Raw genomic sequence first — 21221 nt, 5'->3', positions numbered from 1 at the left:
GAATAGTTATTCGAGAGGATAACTTGTCGGTTGCTAAATCGTATTTAGCAGAAACAAATTACTGAGCTGGCTTGTAGACAGGCTGTCCATCGCTACCTTTCACTTCGTTCCACTTCTCTTTGAACAAGGCTACTGCCGTATCAGAGAATGGTACGTAGTCTAGTTCCATGGCGCTGTCATCACCTTGGGTATAAGCCCAGTCAAAGAAGTTCAATACGCCAGCGACTTGCTGAGGATTTTCTGGTTGCTTATGTACCAAGATAAAGGTCGCAGCAGCGATAGGCCATGCTTGGTCAGTTTCAGAGTTGGTGATGACTTTATAAAAGCCTTCTTGTTGTGACCAGTCGATATCACCTGCCGCAGCAAACGTCTCAGCAGATGGCTGTACGATGTTACCAGCTGCGTTTTTCAGCGCAGTATGTGACATCTTATTTTGCTTAGCGTAAGCATACTCAACATAGCCGATAGAGTTTTTCATGCGGTTTACGTAGCTTGAGACGCCTTCGTTACCTTTACCACCTGCACCAGTAGCAGAAGTCGGCCACTTGACGGTTTTATCAACGCCAACAGTGTCTTTCCAGTTTGGTGAAACCTTGGCAAGATAGTCAGTAAAGTTGAAAGTCGTACCTGAACCATCTGAGCGGAATACTGTTGTGATTGGGGCATCTGGCAAGGTCAAATCTGGGTTCATCGCCTTAATCGCAGGGTCATTCCAGTTGCTAATCTTACCCAAATAGATATCAGCCAACGTTGTGCCGTCTAGTTTCAATGCACCAGGCTCAACACCATCAATGTTGACGATTGGTACAACACCACCGATGACTGTTGGGAACTGGATCAAACCTGCTTCGTCTAACTCTTCAGGCGTCATTGGGGCATCAGAAGCACCAAAATCTACTGTTTTCGACTGAATTTGTTTGATACCACCAGATGAGCCAATCGACTGATAGTTGACTTGGCCGCCGGTCGCAGCGTTGTAGTCATATGACCATTTCGCATAGATAGGCTGCGGGAACGACGCTCCTGCACCTGTAATATTCATAGCGATATTTTCAGCAGATTTAAAATCTGACGTAGCAGAAGATGCTGTCTGAGAGGTTGTTTCAGCTGTTGTCACAGCGCTACTGCTAGTATCAGCAGTTGGCTCCGCCGTATCTGTTGACTTATTACACGCCGTAAGCATTAATGTACAACTGACGGCCACTGCTAATAACGAATAACGCATGTAGGACTCCTGAAGTTTAACAACGGTATAAAAAAGCATTGCTTGTGATATGCGTGTTATCTTGCCAAATCTTTATGACAGTTTAATGACAACTTCTAGAATCCTTCATTCGCTTTACATAATATTTGAATAATTTGTCTACAACCTAATAATACTAAGCATCTTCATTTATTAACACTCAAAAAATTATTCACGAAAATATTGAATAGTATGTGTGGCACAGAATATTTGTATCCAAATACTATTAGCCGTTGGTACAGAATTTTGTTAGTATAAAGGCTGATTTACAACACTGACAGACTCGGGGTGCGGTGTATTTTTGACTCACTTTATTAAACTTGCTTTATTGAAGTAGTCGCCTTAATACATTCGCTGAGAGATCACCCGCCGAACCTGATGCGGTTAGTACCGACGCAGGGAAGTCTTAAGCACTTTGTTATTTATGACAAAGGGCGCGTAGAAATACATTTTTATCGTCACTACTGTCTTAATATGCGTGATGCATAACCAGATAAGAAGAGAGGATATAAAGCTGCGTCCAATATTTGATGAGCACCATGCGCGACGATACTTTTTGGTCGAAGTTGTGGGTTCATGATATAAACTTGTCTAGATGATGGATGCCTACCCCCGCAGATACTGGCGGTGTTGATTTTATTCAAAAACCAACACGCTAGGACAGCATATGACTACTGCAGACACCACCTCAATTGCACCGAAAGCCCAAACGCATAACCCAGCCGACAACTCAACGCTTGCTTTTAATGCTGCTGACACGACCAACGTCAAAGCAGATAAAAAAGCAGATGCGCTAAAAACCCCTGCTCACCGTGCCGCAAGTGATGCCCGTTTCGAAGAAGATGCGCGCGACTTGCACCGTATTTTACCTGCCTCAAGAAAAGTCTATATCGAAGGCTCAAGACCTGACATCCAAGTACCGATGCGTGAAATCAGCTTGGCTGATACGCCTGTTGGTGGCACTGGAGATAAAGACGGTGAGCATAATCCGCCGTTTTATGTGTATGACACCTCAGGTGTATATACCGACCCTAATGTCGATATTGACCTAACACGTGGATTGCCAAAATTGCGTGAGAACTGGATCGCAGAACGCGGTGATACCGAGCAACTAAGCGGCCTATCTAGCTCATACGGACAAGCGCGTGCCCGCGATATCAGTACTGCTAACCTTAGATTTGCTCATATTGATAAACCGCGTCGCGCCAAAGCAGGACAGAACGTCACGCAAATGTACTACGCACGCCGAGGCATCATCACTCCTGAAATGGAATATATCGCCATACGCGAAACGCAAAAGCAGCATGAACTGACCGATATGCGTCAACACGATGGCGAAAGCTTCGGTGCCAATACGCCTCAAATCATTACTCCTGAATTCGTTCGCGATGAAGTGGCGGCTGGACGCGCAATTATCCCAAACAATATCAATCACCCTGAGTCTGAGCCGATGATCATCGGGCGCAATTTCTTGGTGAAAATCAATGCCAATATCGGTAACTCAGCGTTGGGTTCATCTATCGATGAAGAAGTGTCCAAAATGACGTGGGCAACACGTTGGGGTGCGGATACCATCATGGATTTATCAACGGGCAATCACATTCATGAAACTCGTGAATGGCTAATCCGTAACTCTCCTGTGCCGATTGGTACCGTACCAATTTATCAAGCATTAGAAAAAGTAGATGGCGTCGCTGAAGACCTTACATGGGAAATATTCCGTGATACGTTGATCGAGCAAGCAGAGCAAGGCGTAGATTACTTTACTATCCACGCTGGCGTGCTATTACGCTATGTGCCACTTACCGCAAAACGTCTGACAGGTATCGTCTCACGCGGTGGTTCTATCATGGCGCAGTGGTGTCTAGCCCATCACAAAGAAAGCTTTTTATATACGCATTTCGAAGATATCTGCGAAATTATGAAACAGTACGATGTCGCATTTAGTCTAGGTGATGGCCTACGTCCTGGTTGCTTGCAAGATGCCAATGATGAAGCACAGTTCGGTGAGCTACGTACGCTTGGTGAATTGACCAAAGTCGCATGGGAACACGATGTACAGGTGATGATCGAAGGCCCTGGACACGTCGCGATGAACCGCATCAAAGAAAACATGGACTTGCAGCTTGAGCTTTGTGCGGACGCGCCTTTCTATACTTTAGGGCCATTAACGACAGACATCGCCCCAGGTTATGACCACATCACTAGCGCCATCGGAGCTGCCATGATTGGTTGGTTTGGTACAGCGATGCTGTGCTATGTCACGCCAAAAGAACACTTAGGCCTACCAAACAAAAAAGACGTCAAAGACGGCATTATCACTTATAAAATCGCTGCACACGCTGCTGACCTTGCTAAAGGTCATCCAGGAGCACAGGCACGTGATAACGCACTATCTAAAGCCCGTTTTGAATTCCGCTGGGATGATCAGTTCAATCTAGCGCTCGATCCTGATACTGCACGCGAATATCATGATGAGACGTTGCCAAAAGACGCACACAAATCGGCACACTTTTGCTCCATGTGCGGCCCTAAGTTTTGTTCAATGAAAATCACTCAAAACGTGCGTGAATATGCAGCGGGACTAGATAAAGATGCCGCTAACCAAAAAGTAACGCCGCAAACAGGCGACTTAACCGATGCTGGTCACCTAATCAAAGAGGTAGATACAGAACTCGTCGGACAAGTTGGTGAAGCCACTGCTGAGGAAATTCGCCAAGGCATGGCTGAAATGACTAAAAAATATAACAACGAAGGACGTCAGTTATATAAAGAGGTGTAGGGTTAATAACCTATACTTTTGAAATAAGAAAAGCCCTACTATTTGAGTATTTGCATACTTATCTAGTAGGGCTTTTTTGTAATCTCACATTCAGTGACAATGCTTTTATACCATTATTTAGAATGAACTCAAATATAGATAAATCCTTGTAGGTACTATTTGGGCGAGATAGATCTTATCTATTTCAGATAAAAACAGAGTATAAAAAAGGCTAGTACAACCTATAAATAATATGTATCCAGACAAATAAAAATAGACAATTATTATATATCAAGTAATATATCCGTAAGAAACACTAACATTTCCGTTAGTTAACATTCAGGGTAAAAGCATGAATCATATTTATCGTGTTGTCTTTAATCATTCTTTAGGTGTCTATCAGTGCGTATCTGAACTTGCCAAAACTTGTGGCAAATCTTCTGGTAAATCATCAACCTCTACTTCAAACAACAATTTTGCCTTACGCGCATTATCAACTGCTCTGTTTAGCGTGCTCGGACTGAGTATAGCCAGTGTGACTCATGCCATCACCTATGACAATGGCGCAGTAAACATTGTGGGTAATGGCTATACTATCGTTGACGATATCGTGAAAAATGATAGCACCATTCTGAAGAATAATGATGATGATGTGAATACCAATTCTTCTATGCAGATGAATGGTGATCAAGAGATACCTTCACGTCTTCTGATTACAGACAACGGAGTAGTACAGACTGACCAGTTCTTCATAAGTAACAATGCATTAATAGATATTGAAGCTGGAGGCCGTTTAGAAGCTAACGATATATATACAAATGGCTTCTACAGCCCAGTTGACCAACAAGTATCTAGTGATATCAGAATTAATGTAAATGGTTCAGAGTCATTACTACAGGCTCGAGACTTTCTAAATATATACTCTCGAAATGCAGGAACAACCACACTTACCGTAGAAAATGGTGGCGCGGTTGAAGCAGGCCGTCTAGAAATATATTCATTTAACGATTTTGATGAAAACAATCAATTAACACCTGCTGTTACCAGTGTCAAAATTGATGGTTTAGACTCATCCCTGAAGGCACAAAACTGGCTCTCGATTGGTTCTAGAAATTCAGAAACCACGCTTACTGTAGAAAATGGCGGCACAGCCGAAGCAAATTCTCTAGATATATCCTCATATGGTTATTATGATCAAGGTAATCAGCCAATAACAACTGGCGAGACTAGTGTCAACGTTGATGGTGCAGGCTCATCTCTGAAAGTTCAAGAAAATGTGCGTATTTCCTCTGAATATTCAGGGACGAGTACACTGTCCGTAAAAAATGGCGGCACAGCCGAAGCAAATTCTCTAGATATATCCTCATATGGTTATTATGATCAAGGTAATCAGCCAATAACAACTGGCGAGACTAGTGTCAACGTTGATGGTGTAGGCTCATCTCTGAAGGTTCAAGAAAGTGTGCTTATTAGATCTCGAAACTCAGGGGCGAGTACACTTACCATAGAAAATGGCGGTACGGCTGAAACAGGCACTCTATATATAGGCTCAGAGGACTATAACAACCTTAATAGCACTGCTAGTAAGAGTATCGTGAACGTTAGTGGTAATGGTTCATCACTAACTGTAAACGACCTATATGCGGGTATAGGTAGCTATGACAATGGCCCTCATATTAGTGTTGATGCTGTTGATGCTGTTGATGCTGTTAATGAAATTAATATTACTAACGAAGCAGTTCTGAACTCTAATAACGCTTATATTGGTTCATTTGCTGGCGTAGATGCAAAAGTATCATTGGCAAGCGGTGCACAATGGAACAACGCGGAAGCTGTATATATTGGTACCTCTACACTTCCATTCGAGTCTGAACTTCCACTTGAACCTCAACCTGAAGTCGAGCTTGAAACTGCCCTTTTAGAAATCAGTGGAGAAGACACCAAAGTGTCTACAATGGATCTTTTTGTAGGGGCTGCTGCTAGAGGTAAAGGTCAAGTTGATGTTACTGATCAAAGTACACTAGAAGTGACTCGTCAGTTGCAGCTCGGTGGCTCCGATACTGAAGGCGCAAATGCAGTAGGTGAATTGACAGTAGATAATGCTACTTTGATCGCGCCCATCACTGTTGTAGGTGCTTTTGGCAGCGGTACATTAAATGTCGTTAACAATGGCGTCGTAAATACTCAAAATATCGAAAGATTTGAGAACTCTGCAAAATCGGAAGTCAACTTTGACAATGGTACATTGGAACTGACAGAGTTTCAGCCAGAATTATTCAGAAACTTCACGGGTGACAACCTCATTAATTTAGGCGCAGGCGGCGGTACAATTGATACCGCTGGATTTAATGCGCGCTTATTCGAAAATACTATGCTAGCAGGCGGTGGTGCTGTTATCACTGGTGCAGGTGACTTTACCAAGAAAGGTACTGGCATGCTAGCGATGGCGACTACTGCCAAACAGTGGACAGGTGCTACTAACATTAAACAAGGTACACTTAGTCTAGACGGCGATTACACCATGCGTGATGGTGAAATACTAGGTATTAGCTTAAATAGTCTTGATGACTATGGTCAACTAGTTGTGACAGGTGCTGCTGACATTAGTCAGGGTCAGTTGCAAGTCGATGCATCAGAAGCTGTGACAAAAATGACTGGTAGTAATGAGTGGACAGATATTATTAGCGCAAGCAGTCGTACTGGTGAATTCACTGCTATCAATGATAACAGTCCATTGGTGAGCTTTGAAGCAGATTATAGTAATGCTGATGCTGTAAATCTCAAAATGATAGTACCTGTTGTTGTACCTGAACCGCCAGTAGTTACACCTGAGCCACCAGTAGTTACACCTGAGCCACCAGTAACCAATACAACGTTCCTTCAATCAGTGATCAGTCGTTCTAATCGAAATGACATAGGCATCGCTTATGTATTAGACAAAGCCATTCAAGATCGTGTGACAAACGGTGATAATGCGTTGGCTGATAGTTTGATTAGCTCGACCCTCAACTTTAATCAGTCTCAGCTTGCTACAGCTGCCAACCAGTTGCAGCCATTATTTATGGGCGCGACCAACCGTATCATTACTGATGCTAATTATGCAGCATCTGATGCTATTCAGGAACATAGCCAGACTGTTCCTCAACGTAACCTTTGGGCTCAGCTAATTGGCAATAACGGTAGCCATGATGCAGAAGAAGGTGTTACTGGTTATGATTCTAAAGCATATGGTGCCATTGTAGGATTAGACACCCTTATTAATAGTGATCTTAATCTGGGCGTTGCGTTTTCTTATATCAAGAGCGATGCTGATACCGATGGCACTAGTCTTGATCAGGAGCTAACCGCCAATAATTGGCAAGTGCTTGGCTACGGTAACTATGCTGTAAGCGATGCAACTGATCTAAATTTCCATACAGGTCTAGGTAAGAGCGATGTCGAAGGTGAACGTCGTATGACCATACTGACAGATGCTGTTGCACAATCTGATTATTCTGTTGATACCTTACAAGCAGGATTAGGAGTTGCTCATCGTATTGGTACTCAGCAGCGTAATGTTACTCCGTTCGCTCAGGTAGACTATGCGCGTGCCGAGAGCGACAGCTATCGTGAAACAGGGGCTGGTGTCTACAATCTGAACGTTGATGAAAATACCTATGAGTCAATGCGTTGGACTGCAGGACTACGTTTATCGCAGGCTCTAACACCAGCGATTGCACTGACTGGTCAATTGGCTGCTGCTGTTGAGAATGGTGACCGTCGATCTGATGTTACGGCAAGCTTTATTAGTATGCCTAATGATAAGTTCACTACCATTGGTCAAGAAATTGGAAGCGAAATTGGTATTGCAGGTATTGGTTTGAGCTATACACCAACCATCAATACTAAGCTATCTGTAGGTTATCGTGGTGAGTGGCGTGATAATTACGACAGTCAAGGCGCTAATGTGTCCTTACAAACAACCTTCTAAAGCTTAGTATATCTATAAAAAGCAAAAAGCTTGAATCTAATCATATTAGGTTCAAGCTTTTTTTGTATTATTGACTTAAATTTACTAGTACAGATTTGGTTTTACACTTTTGACGCTTCATAAATCTCTTCAATTGAAGCATTAATGGTCTCAGCAAACTCGCTATCGCTTTGTTGCTTACTTAAGCCTTCGGTAAAGGCACGCGAGAAGCTCGCAATCATACCTGGGTTTTGTTTAAGCTTGGTACAAGCATCGCTACGACTATAACCACCAGACAGCGCCACTACTTTGAGCACTTTAGGATGATCAATCAGCTCCTGATAAAACCCAACCTCTTCAGGCAATGTTAGCTTGAGCATCACTTGCTGCTCGTCGCCCAAACGCTCAAGGTTACGTAGGATGTCGGCTTTTAACAACACTTCGCAATCATGCTTTTGTGCACTGTCAATATTGACCTCTGGCTCGACAATAGGCATAAAGCCTTTTGAAATAATCTGCTTAGCCACATCAAACTGCTGCTGTACCACAAGCTCGATACCATCGACGTTTGGCTCATAAATGACTGAGCGCATTTTAGTACCAAATACAGGATAGTTCTTTGCTTTGTCTAATAATAGATCTAGATTCGGAATCGGCTTCATAACTTGTACGCCGCTCATTTGCTCAGCCAGACCTTTATCTACCTTTAAAAATGGTACGATATTTTTATCTTCCCATAGGTGATTGGCCGTCGACTTACCGTTGACTTCGCGCTCCATGGTGTCTTCAAATAAAATTGCACCAAGTACACGCTCACTATCAAAACAGTCACATGTCATGATACGAGCACGCATTTCATGAACCAAATCAAACATGGCCTCATCATTATCATAGTCGTCGCTGTTGACACCATAAGTCTCTAACGCTTTCGGTGTGCTGCCGCCACTTTGATCAAGAGCAGCAATAAAACCTGAACTATTTTTTATACGCTGTAATTGCTTATCGTATTCCATTGAGCCTGCATCCTATTTTTATTGGTTAAATTGAACATAATAAACTAAGCTTTTTTATTCCATACAAGCCCTGTTATTTGTAGATAACCTTATCATAGGATGATTAGTATGCCTATATAGGATACGTGACAATAAGGGTGAAAATTATGAAACCAATACTGTTGGACAGTGTGCATTACGCCAAAAACAGTACCCCTACACAGCAGACTGCCAATAATAATCCTATTATATTGATACGGTTCAACTGCTCTTTGAATACACCTACGCCAATCAATATGGCTACGGCAATAACACCGACATTCATACCAGTGAAAACAATACTAGGAGAGTCATGCAGCACTTGGTGTGCTCGTACATAAGCATAAATATTGCCCATGTTTAATGTGCCGAGCAGCAAGCCTGTCATAAGCGCTTGTTTTTGCCAACGTACCCCTGTGACAAGTAAATATACTAAAAGCAATACACCTGCTACCCCGAAGCTAACCAGTAGAGTCAACGGAAAGGCCGCACCCTGTTTGGCAACTTGTTTGAACAAGATATCAATAATGCCGTAGCCTGCCCATACCCCGAATAACCACAGTGGCGTATGCTTTGCTTGCCGAGTAATATCGTTATGTTGTGGTCGATAGACGAGCGCACCTAATGCCAGAAAACCTAACGCCAGTCCAAGTATACGTGTACCAGTCAGCACCTCACCGAATAGCAAAAAAGCTGCTACGATGGGAATAATGAGTGATAAGCGCTGAGACGCGTCGGTTGCTACCATCCCCACCGCTTCAATGGCTCGTCCCAGAATGATAAATACGGCAGGTAATAGTATCCCAAGTGCGATGATGATGCCCCAAGCGCTATCAAGCGCATGAATGGCACTTACATCAGGTTTTAGTAATACCCAAGTCAGTAAAAAAGCCACAGGATAGCCTGCCACGATAGTCTGACGAATATCTATATTTTTCTGGCGCAATATCTTCAAAAGTACTGAGACAGCGACGCTACATAGCACCGCTATTATTAAATACATCATTCACTGCTACCTTTTGAACTTCAATGTTGAGTTATTACTGTTTGTATATTGATAAAAACCATTAAATTAAATCCCTGCTAATCAGCTGATTTTTGCAATGAAATCATACTTATAAAAGCAACATTTAAACCATGAATAAGTTTGGATGTAGAATGTAACAAAATATGTTTTCCACAGCAATCTATTTATTATGGTTGTGACCAAGGTTATAAAAACACAGCTATTCTTAAGCAAATTACAATTAGCATGCAGCTATGATTAGTAATTTTGCTAAAATAGCACCTAATCCCAATCACAAAAGTAAAGATTCTAGATAACGAGTCCTCTCGTTCATCTTGACGTACTGCTATTGATGTTTTATTACTGCCTATGAATGCTTTATTTCGCTTTTTTGAAAACCGCCTACCCGCCTTTCCAGACACCCCTATGCCATTGCCATCACCTCGCGATGGTATGCTAAAGTTTTTGTGGGCATGCACCAATGGCCTACGCGGCTGGCTACTAATCTTTATGATTTTGTCCGCTGGTATCGGTATTTACGAGGCCATGCTGTTTGCTTGGATAGGTAATATCGTCGATTGGTTGGGCGTTTATACGCCGCAAAACTTATGGGTAGAAAAAGGCGACATGTTGCTCATCATGCTCGCTGTCATGATAGTAAGCCCATTGTGGATCGCCTTGTCATCGTTTATCCACTTTCAGACCTTGCAAGGTGTGTTTCCTATGCAGATGCGCTGGCGTTTTCATCAGCGCATGCTTGGGCAATCCATGCAGTTCTATCAGGATGAATTTTCGGGTCGTGTCTCAGCTAAGGTAATGCAGACAGCCCTAGCAGTACGCGATACCGTGATGACTGTCACCGATATGTTTATGTATGTCTCTGTCTACTTTATCACCTCAGGGGTGATTTTGTTTAATTTAGACAGCTTACTACTTATTCCATTTGTCATTTGGCTGGTCTTGGTTGCCATTACCATTTGGTACTTTATCCCTAAGCTCAAAGAGACAGCGATTGTGCAAGCGGATGCCCGTGCCTTGATGACGGGACGAATTACGGACGCTTATGCCAATATCATGACCGTAAAGCTATTTAGCCATTCGCGTCGTGAGCTTGGCTACGCCAAAAACGCCATGGGACAATTTCTAGGTACGGTACATGCGCAGATGCGCTGGGTCAGCTATTTAGAAGTATCGACCCATCTTATCAGCGTGATCTTGGTCAGTAGTACGGCAGGTATTGGATTGTACTTGTGGCAACAAGGCGCAGTTGGTGTTGGTGCCATTGCTGCTGCGACCGCTATGGCATTACGTCTAAATGGTTTGACGCGTTGGATTATGTGGCAGACAGCCAGTTTGTTTGAGAGTATCGGTACAGTTCAAGATGGTATGCGTACGTTATCAGCGCCGCAGACAATCATTGATAAACCTGACGCGCCAGCCCTAGCCGTCACGGTCGGGCGTATCGTATTTGACCATGTTGACTTCAGTTATGAAAATGATGAAGAAGACAATGGACAAACTGGTGAGACTGTTGATAGTGCAAACATTGCTAAACGCGCTCCTAACTCATATATCAAACTGTTGGACAACTTCCACTTAGATATTAAGCCGGGTGAAAAGATTGGTTTGGTTGGGCGTTCAGGTGCTGGTAAATCAACTTTGGTCAATTTGCTATTGCGCTTTTTTGATGTCGATAGCGGTAAGATTCTGATTGATGGTCAGGCTATTGATGCGGTTACGCAAGAATCGTTGCGTCAACAGATTGGTATGGTGACTCAAGATACGTCATTGCTACATCGTACTGTACGTGAAAATATCGCTTATGGTCGTCCTGATGCTACCGACGAAGAGATTATAATCGCTGCCAAACAAGCCCAGGCATGGGATTTCATCAAAGATCTGTACGATGATAAAGGCAATACAGGACTTGATACCCAAGTGGGTGAACGCGGAGTCAAACTATCTGGCGGTCAACGTCAGCGTATTGCTATCTCACGTGTTATGCTAAAAAATGCGCCGATTTTACTTTTGGATGAAGCGACCAGTGCGCTAGATTCTGAGATTGAATATGCTATTACCGAAAGCTTAAATGACATCATGACCGGCAAGACCGTTATTGCTATCGCTCATCGCCTGTCCACTATCGCCGCACTGGATAGACTGGTCGTTATGCATCAAGGTCGTATCATCGAGCAAGGTAGTCATGATGAACTGTTAGCATTAAACGGTGTCTACGCTCGACTGTGGCAGCGTCAAAGTGGTGGCTTCTTAGGTGAAGACAACTAAGATTCATTAAGTAAGCTCAATCATAAGAAGACAAACTGCAAAAAAATCACTCAAAATAAGTCACAAGGAAGTGTTTATTTTATGGAAGCATTCACAAACCGCATTAATCTTAGCGGAAAACAGGCTCGCTATTATGACCTTAGCCAATTTAATCAGCCGCTAGATTCAAGCTCTACTCCCCGCGCGCCAGCACATTTTTATAGTGGTAATAGTTTTACCGTTGGCACTTATACACCACTATTGAGCAAGCTAGCCACTGAATTTGATATCAGCTCACTTGCCCTACGTGGCTACTGGTATGATAAGCCGCACAGCCGCCGTCTGACGCGCGAGCAAGATGCCGACATGCTGATTGAGTTCTTAGAAAAGACCCAAGACAAGCCTGTCGTCGGTATTGGTCATTCGCAAGGCGCAACAGCCACAGCAATGGCCGCTGCCAAACGTCCAGAGCTTTTTTCGCATTTGTACCTGATCGAGCCTGTCACATTTACCAAACACCAAGCCACCTTTTATAACTTTTTGCCACGCCCTGTCCTACTGAGCCGCGAGCCTTTCAAAAGCACGTTAACTAAGCAATCTACTTGGCCAAGTACCCATAGTTATTACGAGAGCCTACGTGCGCAGCGTGCTTATAAACGTATTAGCGATGAACACTTGCAAGTATTTGCTGAGCAAAGTCTGAGCAAAAACACAGATGGTAGCTATACGCTTATGTTTGCACCAGAACAAGAGCTGGCCAATTATTTTGGCGCACCTCATATCGATACCGCACTCAAAAAACTACGCTGTCCTTATACGTTGATTACAGGGAAGCCTACCCTGTTCATCAATGGCAAAGTACGAAAGCAATGGCAAAAATTTGTACCAGATAGCAGTCTTATTTCGCTGTCGGATTATGGGCATCTATTGCCAATGGAAGCACCTGAACTATGTGCTCAAATCATCAACGAGCACTACCAAAGCAGTAAATAAGGATTTACAACGACTGAATTATGACTGATCTTTTTGCCCCCGCATCCACCGATAACTTACTACCCTATGATGGTAAGGTAAATGATTTAGGCGTGATTATCGACGATGCCACTGCCCTTTATAACACTCTACTAAATGAGCCACCTTGGCAGCCAGACATCGTGACGTTATTTGGTAAGACCCATATAACCACTCGGCAAATTGTTTGGATGGGAGACAAAAATGCCAATTACCAATACTCGGGACACGTGCGACAAACCGTTCCATGGTCAGATAAAGTGTTTCACGTGAAACAGAGAATTGAGCAAGCTTTAGTAGAAATCGGTGTTACCGCTAATTTCAACACCTGCCTGCTTAATTATTACCCTTCTGGCGCTGATGGTATGGGCTATCATGCTGATGACGAAAAAGAGCTCGGTCATCAACCAGTCATCGCCTCCTTATCGCTCGGTGCAACACGTAAATTTGTTTTTAAGCATAAAAAAACTCAAGACAAAGTTGAACTTTATCTTGAGTCTGGTCAGCTCGTTGTGATGCATGGTGACACACAGACCTTTTGGAAACATACGATTACTAAGACAAAGACGGTCGATGCTGGGCGAATCAGTCTAACGTTTCGGCATATGCTTACATCTTGATACTATCGCTGACTTAACGAGTCATCTGATATTTATGCAAGGCGATCTAAAAAACGCTCACGGTAACACTGATAAGCAGCTTCACAAACATTGGCAGTGTAGCTAGCATTAACACCACCTGCGACCACTGCACCTACCGATGGAATAATTTGCGCCGCTTTTGTCTTAACGATGTTAGTGGCTACTTTAGTCGCTGTTTGACGCAGTACACGAGACATGACTTCTTCGTTAATCTGATTGAATGCTTGAGTTTCTGGATCTTTGATCATCGCCTGAGTGTCATCTAACGCTGCTTTACGTTCCTCAACAGAGGCAGAAGTTGCTACAGCCAACAAAGACATCGCAAATAGTTGTTCGCCTTCATTATTGATATCAAAGCCATAGTACGTTGCATATTCTCCAATCGCACGTAGGTTGGCCGTAATAAGCCCTACTACGTCAGCAGGGATACCTACCCAGCCTACAACCCCTGTAGTCACCCCTTGCGCACTGGTTAGCGCTACATATTTGCTTTTAAAAAGCTTAACTTGTTTATCTACAACCGCAATGGGTAGACTTTTAATATCAGCCAGCGTTTTGATAGAGGAGTCGTTAATATCTGCTGCCTCTTGATAGCTATCGATAACATCTTGAGTATCTAGTGTCCAATTGGCTGCATCACTCAAAGCAGTAATTGTTTCTTCAGTTGCTTTTTTTAGAGAATCGCCAAATTGTGGAGCCTCCATTAATGCATCACCGGCTGCTACCACAGGGGTATTAAGCACTGCTAGCGTTTTATCCAAAATTCCTTTATCAGGGTTCTTCCATGCTTCTATTTCTTCACGGACTTTGGATTCATAAGCAACCTGGTCAGTTATTTTTTCATTGGTAGTCTTATTGTTGATAGTCATATTATTCCCTTTATTAGTATCGTTCGCTTTCTATCCTATGATAAATAAGCAAAGACTACAGGGATGTTCTGTTGTCCAAAATAAAACTTTTGTATGATTTGTTAGGTCATCAGTTAAGTTTACTGGGTTTCAACAGACATCCCCTTACTAATAAATCCTATCAAACACTACCTAATAATTAGCCAATCTTGACATTCACTCAGCCGCTGCTAAGACAATCTTGCCAAAAGCATCGCCTTTTTGTAGCTCGTGGTGCGCTGCAACAACTTCTGAGAGTGGATAAGTTTTTTGAATTTTTAAAGTCAGCTTACCATCGGCTACTTCCTGTAAAACACGCGCCATATCTTGACCACTACGCTGCGCTTTGTAGCCTGCTACTGCTAGGTCTTTTTGCTGACCGGCTTCTTTAAGCTTATCAACCCAGATAGTTGGCAACACATTTACTCGAGCACCTGTCTTGAGAACGCTAAGCGCGCGGACACCTGCTTCGTCACCGACTAAATCAAGCAGCACGTCGGCTTGTAGATCAGGAAACGCTTCATCTTTTGTATAATCTATCCAACCCGCCAGCTTAGATACGTCTATCAACTCATCAAGCTTGGCGTACTTTTCTGGCGAGCAAATTACCGTCACCTTGATATTATCCTGAGCCACTTTATTCATGAGCAATTGGATTAGTAAATGACCGACACCACCTGCTGGTGCATTAATCACCACATGCTCGCCTGTTTTTATATCAGCAAAATCTACAAACTGTAGAGCCGTTTGTCCGATACAAGGCAAAGCACCTGCCTGCTCTAAAGTGACATTGTCTGGTACTTTTGCAAGCAACTTGGCATCCACTGCCACATATTGCGCATAGCCACCACCGCTAAAAGTCAAAGCCGCTACTCTATCGCCAACAGCAAACTCATCGCTATTACTGCTGACTACTTCGCCTGATACATCGAATCCTAAAATAGCTGGCTGATCATTCTCAAACTTGTCTTTACGGATGTTTTCCGCACCCCAGCCTTTACCTTGGCGGGTTTTATAATCGACAGGGTTAATCCCAGCATAGGCAATTTTTACCAGTACTTGGTCGTCCTGTAGCTCAGGGACCTCAGCACCCTCTTGATATTTCATTACTTCCGGCTCACCGAACTCGCGTATGAGTACGGCGTGCTGAGTCTTAGGTATGTTTTGGTTAGCTTGTTGATTGTTATCAGTAGTAGACGCTGTTGCCATCGTAGAATATCCTTATATTTTGTTTATTAGGCTGTACTTGTTATCTATTTTATTGAAACGTTGTGCTGCAAATAGCACTTTCAATCGAAAACATAATTAATCAATAATATGGTTAATAAAGACAATTGTTCATATATCGATAGATTGCCAATATAATACATTTAGACGAATTATTATAGTTAGGTATTAGGGCAGCATCAGCTCTGCACTGATAGGCAGATGATCTGATAGCGATGACCAAGGTTTTCCAATGTGTACCCAAGCATCCTTCACAAGCAAATTGCGCACATAGATACGATCTAAACTGAGTACTGGCAGTTTTGCTGGAAAGGTTGGCAACAGCTTGCCATGACAATGCTTGAACGCTTCTATCATACCGAGATCTGACGCCAGTTTGTCACAAGACATCTTTTTCCAATCATTAAAATCGCCTGCCAAGATGAGCGGTTGATTCGGCGCAATCTCATTTCGCACATAATCACTAATCGCTTGATACTGCTTGATACGATCACGCTCAAACAAGTTCAAATGTGCACACAATACGACAACTGGCATCTCCCAACCGATAGGTTGTACCTCACAGTGCAAGACACCGCGCTGCTCAAGCTTGTTGACCGTAATATTTACATTGTGTTTGGGGTCTAGCGGAAAGCGGCTCAATACTGCATTGCCGTGATGGCCGTTTTCGTACTCGGAGTTTTTGCCGTAACTGTTTTGCAGATCTAAAAACTCGCCGAACCATTCATGCTGCGATTGATCTGGGTACTCGTTGTATTGCATATTGCGTTTAAGGTTTTGGCCTTGCACTTCTTGCAAACACAAGACGTCTGAACCCACAGACTCTAGCGCCTGAGCAATACCTTGCATCTTCACTTGGCGATTCAGCGGTGACATGCCTTTGTGGATGTTGTAGCTGGTTAAAACAAAAGAGGTGGTAGTCATAGTTTGGTTAGTTGTACGCTCATTATTTATGGAGTAAAGATCAATAGCTCAGCTACGATAGCACCCATAGTGATGGTAATGACAGACATAAAAAGAGCACTGGCTCGTATTGAACCAATGCTCTCATATTACACCTATGTATTATCAATGGCTAATTCATAAATGGCTGACCCATAAATGAACATCGCGCATAGGTGTCATCGTCAGATTAGTAGCGAGTTACTAGCGCTATTGGTTGATCTTCACCCATGATGTCTTGTGGCATAAATACAGCTTCGCCGCCATTGTGAATGACATGTTCGATGATTTCACCGATTGCATCATCTGTGATGCCTTCCGTAGTCGCATCATTGGCAGGGCTTAACGTTTGTGCTTTCTCATCAATCTTAGCGGACTGTATATAACCACGGCGTACATAAAGTGTCTCGCCAGCCCCTTGGAAGGCACTGCGATATACTTCCTGTAAATCAGTCTGCAACATATTCGCACCGCGAGCTTTATCGATTTCACCCAATGCAGCTTTATGTAGTGAAGTGCGATACTCTTCTACGGCCTCTTGCACGCTATCTACGATATGCTGAGCACTACCGTCTTCTAGATTGGTCGCATTCGATACTGTAGCGATGATATTATCTGGACGATCACAGACTTCTTTATAGTAGCCAATATTCTTTGCATCACCAACTATGACAAGAGGCATTTTATGCTCACCCCATAGTTCTTGGACACTTTTATCAACTTGGTTAAAGAATTCTTTTAAGTGACTGCTTTCGTTATTTGATGAACGATCTGAGCCACCGTCCCCTGTTGTGTATAGTCCGTTGTTTTCGACAGGGAACTGAATGTTCTCCATGTTGTTTTGTGCATCGTCATCTTTATCGAATTCTCTCACAACACGGTCATTAGACGCTTCGATCAAACGAGCATTGTCACGGGTTAAGACCACAGTATAATAATGAACTGCACTTGCCATATCACGTACCAAATCTCGGGTCGCAAATCTATCTGAAATCACAACACGTTCTGTTGTATCAATTGGCATACGGATAACTTGCACATCATCCGTACTAGCAAATATAGCTAACGTATCAAGATTATAATTGTGATTGAGCTCACTGATTTTATTTTGGATATTATCTAGAATGGTAGTTGCTGTGCGTTTATCGTACTCTTTCGTCAGACGATCTTCGGCAACTTTCAATTGGTTTTTTAGAGCGATAGGATCTTGCTCGTTATCTGGATGTTCACGATGTGTTTTAACAAAGATACTTACTGCAGGGTTAGCTTTAGTTTCACGTAAACTTTTAAGAGTCGCTTTCATATATTGCTCCTTGTTTTATTATCGTTCATTTTTAACTTTATGTATTTCTTCACTCATATACTGTTATAAGCGTAGAAATTTCTATCCGTGTTTTTCTTGCATCCTGTCGATGCATAATATTTAAATTCCATTATCTTGATGCTAACAGCTATACCCCACTCCCTGTAGGGTTAATTTGCAAGCAAATGATAGCGCTTTGTAAGTAGAGCACTCTATATTGTTAAAGAACTGCTTTAACGAGCATAGCTACATATTTGGATAATTATCTTGAGAAGTTGAATCTAAGTATCAGAATTTCGATATTTACTTCCAGATTGCTAGCACTGTCCTAATTACTTGAATCGTATAAAAGTGCTTAGGTTGTATTTTTACCAAACGAACCCATCTTTTATATAATCTATATATAAAATAAGAACACACTGTATATTTCAATAGTAGCCAGACTTTTCTCATTCTCGTTTTGATTAATAATAATTCATTGATATCGGATACCTATATGACACCTTCTCCTTTAGATTTGCACCTTGTCGATTTTGCCGACACTGCGCCACATACCTTACAAAACCATGTGATTGACGCCATTGATGCTGCCAATGCTTTTTTAGATACTTTAACCGTGATAGAAAGCGACAGTGCTGAAAAAATAAGCGCTGAACAAGCTTTGGCAGATGTGATGAGCTTTGACCATATTAATTTGGCATTAGATCGTAGCTGGGGTATTTTGTCGCATCTCAATAGCGTGATGAGCAACGATGAGATTCGTCATGTTCACCATGAACTGCTACCAAAGCTGTCTGCTTACGGTACGCGAGTTGGACAACATCAGCCGTTGTTTAATCGCTATCAAGCTATCGTCAATGACACAGATTTCTTTGCTACGTTAGAGCCTGCTCGTGCACGTGCAATTGAACTGGCATTACGTAGCTTTGAGTTATCAGGCGTTGCGTTACCTCAAGCTGAGCAAGAAAAATTTGCCGCTATCCAAAGTGAATTATCGACCCTGTCTGCAACTTTCTCGGACAATATCTTGGATGCGACGCAAGCATTTGCCCTACCTTTAGAAGACTCTCAATTAAAGGGCTTAACAGAGAGTGGTTTGGCACTATTGGCAGATGCAGGCGAGCAATACAAGGCGCGTGAGCTTGCTAGCGGTGCTCTTGGCCAAGCTGATATAGATGCACTTCCTACTCCTTACTATGTGGCCAGTTTAAATATCCCTGTATATCTAGCGATCATGACTCATGCGGACGATCGCAACCTGCGTGAGACGCTGTATCATGCTTATGTCACACGCGCCTCTGAGTTTGATACGCATAGTAATGCAAAAGGCAACTCATTAAATAACGCTAACAATATGAGTCAAATCCTCTCATTACGTGAACAAAAAGCTAAGCTACTTGGTTTTACAAATTATGCTGAAGTATCGCTATCGACCAAGATGGCAGACAGCGTCTTAGAAGTTGAAACATTCTTACGTGACTTAGCAACGCAAGCCACCCCTGCTGCCAAAGCAGATTTGGCACAGCTACAGAAATACGCTAGCGATTATGGCATTGACGAGTTGCAACCGTGGGATAGCGCCTACATCGCTGAAAAAGTAAAACAAAGTGAGTTCAGCTTATCGCAAGAGGAAATTCGTCCATACTTCCCATTACCCAAAGTGATTAATGGCTTGTTCACTATCGTTGAGCGTCTATACGGTATTAAAGTACAAGAGCAAAGCCATAAAAATACAGAAAGTGACTCAGTCTCTCGCTGGCATGACGATGTAAGCTTTTATCAATTATTCGATGCTGATGATCGCTTGCTCGGTGGCTTCTACTTCGACTTATTTGCACGTAGCGGTAAGCGTGGCGGTGCATGGATGAGTGGTTTTCAATCTCGCTACAGCTATGAAGAACAAAACCATCAACAGCTGCCCGTCTGCTTTATGGTTGGTAATTTCACGCCAGCACTTGATGGCAAACCTAGTTTATTGACCCATGATGAAGTATTAACCTTATTCCACGAGTTTGGTCATGGCTTGCATCATTTATTGACTCAAGTCACGGTCGGTGATGTCGCTGGTGTCAATGGCGTCGAGTGGGATGCGGTCGAGCTTCCTAGTCAGTTTATGGAAAACTGGGCTTGGGATGCTGAAGGTATCGCGCTTATCAGTAGTCATGTTGAGACTGGTGAGCCATTACCTAAAGACAAATTGGATGCACTATTAGCAGTGAAAAATTTCCAAAGCGGCATGCAAACGCTGCGTCAGATTGAGTTTGCTCTATTTGATTTGCTCATTCATGCTCATACGCCAGCACTTAATTACGATGGCATTTTAGAGACGCTCAATACTGTCCGTAATGATATCTCCGTTATGCAAACACCTGACTATAACCGTTTTGCTAATGGTTTTAGTCATATCTTCGCGGGTGGTTATGCTGCAGGTTATTATTCATACAAATGGGCGGAACTGCTATCAGCTGATGCGTTTAGTAAGTTTGAAGAAGACGGTATTTTCAATCCAGCGACAGGCAAAGCGTTCCGTGAATCTATCTTATCTGTTGGCGGCAGTTTCCCAGCGAAGACCAACTTTGAAAACTTCCGCGGTCGTAGCGCCAGTATTGATGCCTTGTTACGTCATAATGGTTTCACTGATGCTAAAAATATCGATGCCGCAAATACTCAAACGACGCGCGAGGTCATTTAAATGCGTTATCAGTCATCTAGTCCTAAGCGCCGATTTTTAGCAGGGGTACGTTGTCCGAAATGTCAGGAGATGGACGCTGTGGTGCAAGTTAATATCGTCAACCCTGCCCCAGATGAGTATATTGAATGTACTCAATGCGGACACACAGAGCACCGCCCCGATCCTGATGCCATTAGCGCCAAGAACCATTTAGAAGATCAGATGGCACGTGATGTGATGGCAACCGGCACCAGCGGTACTGTAAAATTCAAGTCTTAACTATT

Annotated in this window: 14 protein-coding genes and 1 riboswitch; of the genes, 7 read left to right on the top strand and 7 right to left on the bottom strand. The window is 42.9% G+C overall.

Annotation, left to right across the window (positions count from 1 at the left end; all coding sequences use genetic code 11):
* Positions 1–58: 58 nt before the first annotated feature.
* A complete protein-coding gene (pstS, locus tag JMX96_RS06400) occupies positions 59–1225 on the bottom strand; it encodes a phosphate ABC transporter substrate-binding protein PstS (RefSeq protein WP_201568159.1) in 1167 nt (388 codons plus the stop codon).
* A gap of 292 nt (positions 1226–1517) precedes the next feature.
* Positions 1518–1662, top strand: a riboswitch (TPP riboswitch).
* 248 nt (positions 1663–1910) lie between these two features.
* Here pstS and thiC point away from each other — a divergent pair.
* Positions 1911–4025 carry a phosphomethylpyrimidine synthase ThiC gene (gene thiC / locus JMX96_RS06395; protein ID WP_227676955.1) on the top strand — a complete coding sequence of 705 codons (2115 nt, stop codon included), beginning with the start codon at positions 1911–1913 and terminating at the stop codon, positions 4023–4025.
* Positions 4026–4356: 331 nt separating this feature from the next.
* Positions 4357–7974 (top strand): autotransporter domain-containing protein, encoded by a 3618-nt coding sequence (locus tag JMX96_RS06390; RefSeq protein ID WP_201568565.1) that lies wholly within the window; start codon positions 4357–4359, stop codon positions 7972–7974.
* Between the two features lie 101 nt (positions 7975–8075).
* Here the strand turns inward: JMX96_RS06390 and JMX96_RS06385 are convergent, their stop codons facing one another.
* On the bottom strand, positions 8076–8966 hold the full coding sequence (locus tag JMX96_RS06385; protein WP_201568158.1) for a fructose bisphosphate aldolase: 891 nt from the start codon (positions 8964–8966) through the stop codon (positions 8076–8078).
* Between the two features lie 175 nt (positions 8967–9141).
* A complete protein-coding gene (locus JMX96_RS06380; RefSeq protein ID WP_201568157.1) occupies positions 9142–9990 on the bottom strand; it encodes an EamA/RhaT family transporter in 849 nt (282 codons plus the stop codon).
* A gap of 369 nt (positions 9991–10359) precedes the next feature.
* On the opposite strand from JMX96_RS06380, the gene JMX96_RS06375 reads away from it, so the two are divergent.
* The 3 genes from JMX96_RS06375 (at position 10360) to JMX96_RS06365 (ending at position 13886) form a co-directional block, all read left to right on the top strand.
* Positions 10360–12276 (top strand): ABC transporter ATP-binding protein, encoded by a 1917-nt coding sequence (locus tag JMX96_RS06375; RefSeq protein ID WP_201568156.1) that lies wholly within the window; start codon positions 10360–10362, stop codon positions 12274–12276.
* An 81-nt stretch (positions 12277–12357) separates the two neighbouring features.
* Positions 12358–13248: an alpha/beta fold hydrolase gene (locus JMX96_RS06370; protein WP_201568155.1), complete on the top strand. Its 891-nt coding sequence runs from the start codon at positions 12358–12360 to the stop codon at positions 13246–13248.
* Positions 13249–13268: 20 nt separating this feature from the next.
* A complete protein-coding gene (locus tag JMX96_RS06365) occupies positions 13269–13886 on the top strand; it encodes an alpha-ketoglutarate-dependent dioxygenase AlkB family protein (RefSeq protein ID WP_201568154.1) in 618 nt (205 codons plus the stop codon).
* A 32-nt stretch (positions 13887–13918) separates the two neighbouring features.
* On the opposite strand, the gene JMX96_RS06360 is transcribed toward JMX96_RS06365, so the two are convergent.
* The 4 genes from JMX96_RS06360 to JMX96_RS06345 all read right to left on the bottom strand — a co-directional run bounded on the left by JMX96_RS06360 (position 13919) and on the right by JMX96_RS06345 (position 18266).
* Positions 13919–14776, bottom strand: a complete 858-nt coding sequence (locus JMX96_RS06360) for an EcsC family protein (RefSeq protein WP_201568153.1) — start codon at positions 14774–14776, stop codon at positions 13919–13921.
* 195 nt (positions 14777–14971) lie between these two features.
* A complete protein-coding gene (locus JMX96_RS06355) occupies positions 14972–16003 on the bottom strand; it encodes an NADP-dependent oxidoreductase (RefSeq protein ID WP_201568152.1) in 1032 nt (343 codons plus the stop codon).
* Positions 16004–16189: 186 nt separating this feature from the next.
* Positions 16190–16945: an endonuclease/exonuclease/phosphatase family protein gene (locus tag JMX96_RS06350; RefSeq protein ID WP_201568151.1), complete on the bottom strand. Its 756-nt coding sequence runs from the start codon at positions 16943–16945 to the stop codon at positions 16190–16192.
* A 208-nt stretch (positions 16946–17153) separates the two neighbouring features.
* On the bottom strand, positions 17154–18266 hold the full coding sequence (locus tag JMX96_RS06345) for a hypothetical protein (RefSeq protein ID WP_201568150.1): 1113 nt from the start codon (positions 18264–18266) through the stop codon (positions 17154–17156).
* 496 nt (positions 18267–18762) lie between these two features.
* Between JMX96_RS06345 and JMX96_RS06340 the strand changes: the two genes are divergently transcribed.
* Together JMX96_RS06340 and JMX96_RS06335 are read left to right on the top strand one after the other, a co-directional pair.
* Positions 18763–20958: a M3 family metallopeptidase gene (locus tag JMX96_RS06340; RefSeq protein WP_201568149.1), complete on the top strand. Its 2196-nt coding sequence runs from the start codon at positions 18763–18765 to the stop codon at positions 20956–20958.
* Positions 20959–21216, top strand: coding sequence for a YheV family putative metal-binding protein (locus tag JMX96_RS06335; protein WP_201568148.1), 258 nt, complete (start codon positions 20959–20961; stop codon positions 21214–21216).
* Positions 21217–21221: the final 5 nt, after the last annotated feature.

Origin of the sequence: Psychrobacter sp. JCM 18900 (genome assembly GCF_904846625.1) — a bacterium.
In the GTDB taxonomy this organism is placed as follows: Bacteria; Pseudomonadota; Gammaproteobacteria; order Pseudomonadales; family Moraxellaceae; genus Psychrobacter.
The sequence above is the reverse complement of the archived record's forward strand: the minus strand, read 5'-3'. Positions and strand labels throughout refer to the sequence as shown.

Bases quoted from the DNA above. Each gene is read 5' to 3' on its own strand.
- thiC (WP_227676955.1), top strand. From the start codon at position 1,911: ATGACTACTGCAGACACCACCTCAATTGCACCGAAAGCCCAAACGCAT.
- JMX96_RS06375 (WP_201568156.1), top strand. From the start codon at position 10,360: ATGAATGCTTTATTTCGCTTTTTTGAAAACCGCCTACCCGCCTTTCCA.
- JMX96_RS06385 (WP_201568158.1), bottom strand. From the start codon at position 8,966: ATGGAATACGATAAGCAATTACAGCGTATAAAAAATAGTTCAGGTTTT.
- JMX96_RS06355 (WP_201568152.1), bottom strand. From the start codon at position 16,003: ATGGCAACAGCGTCTACTACTGATAACAATCAACAAGCTAACCAAAAC.
- JMX96_RS06335 (WP_201568148.1), top strand. From the start codon at position 20,959: ATGCGTTATCAGTCATCTAGTCCTAAGCGCCGATTTTTAGCAGGGGTA.
- JMX96_RS06350 (WP_201568151.1), bottom strand. From the start codon at position 16,945: ATGACTACCACCTCTTTTGTTTTAACCAGCTACAACATCCACAAAGGC.
- JMX96_RS06380 (WP_201568157.1), bottom strand. From the start codon at position 9,990: ATGATGTATTTAATAATAGCGGTGCTATGTAGCGTCGCTGTCTCAGTA.
- JMX96_RS06370 (WP_201568155.1), top strand. From the start codon at position 12,358: ATGGAAGCATTCACAAACCGCATTAATCTTAGCGGAAAACAGGCTCGC.
- pstS (WP_201568159.1), bottom strand. From the start codon at position 1,225: ATGCGTTATTCGTTATTAGCAGTGGCCGTCAGTTGTACATTAATGCTT.
- JMX96_RS06345 (WP_201568150.1), bottom strand. From the start codon at position 18,266: ATGAAAGCGACTCTTAAAAGTTTACGTGAAACTAAAGCTAACCCTGCA.
- JMX96_RS06340 (WP_201568149.1), top strand. From the start codon at position 18,763: ATGACACCTTCTCCTTTAGATTTGCACCTTGTCGATTTTGCCGACACT.
- JMX96_RS06365 (WP_201568154.1), top strand. From the start codon at position 13,269: ATGACTGATCTTTTTGCCCCCGCATCCACCGATAACTTACTACCCTAT.
- JMX96_RS06360 (WP_201568153.1), bottom strand. From the start codon at position 14,776: ATGACTATCAACAATAAGACTACCAATGAAAAAATAACTGACCAGGTT.
- JMX96_RS06390 (WP_201568565.1), top strand. From the start codon at position 4,357: ATGAATCATATTTATCGTGTTGTCTTTAATCATTCTTTAGGTGTCTAT.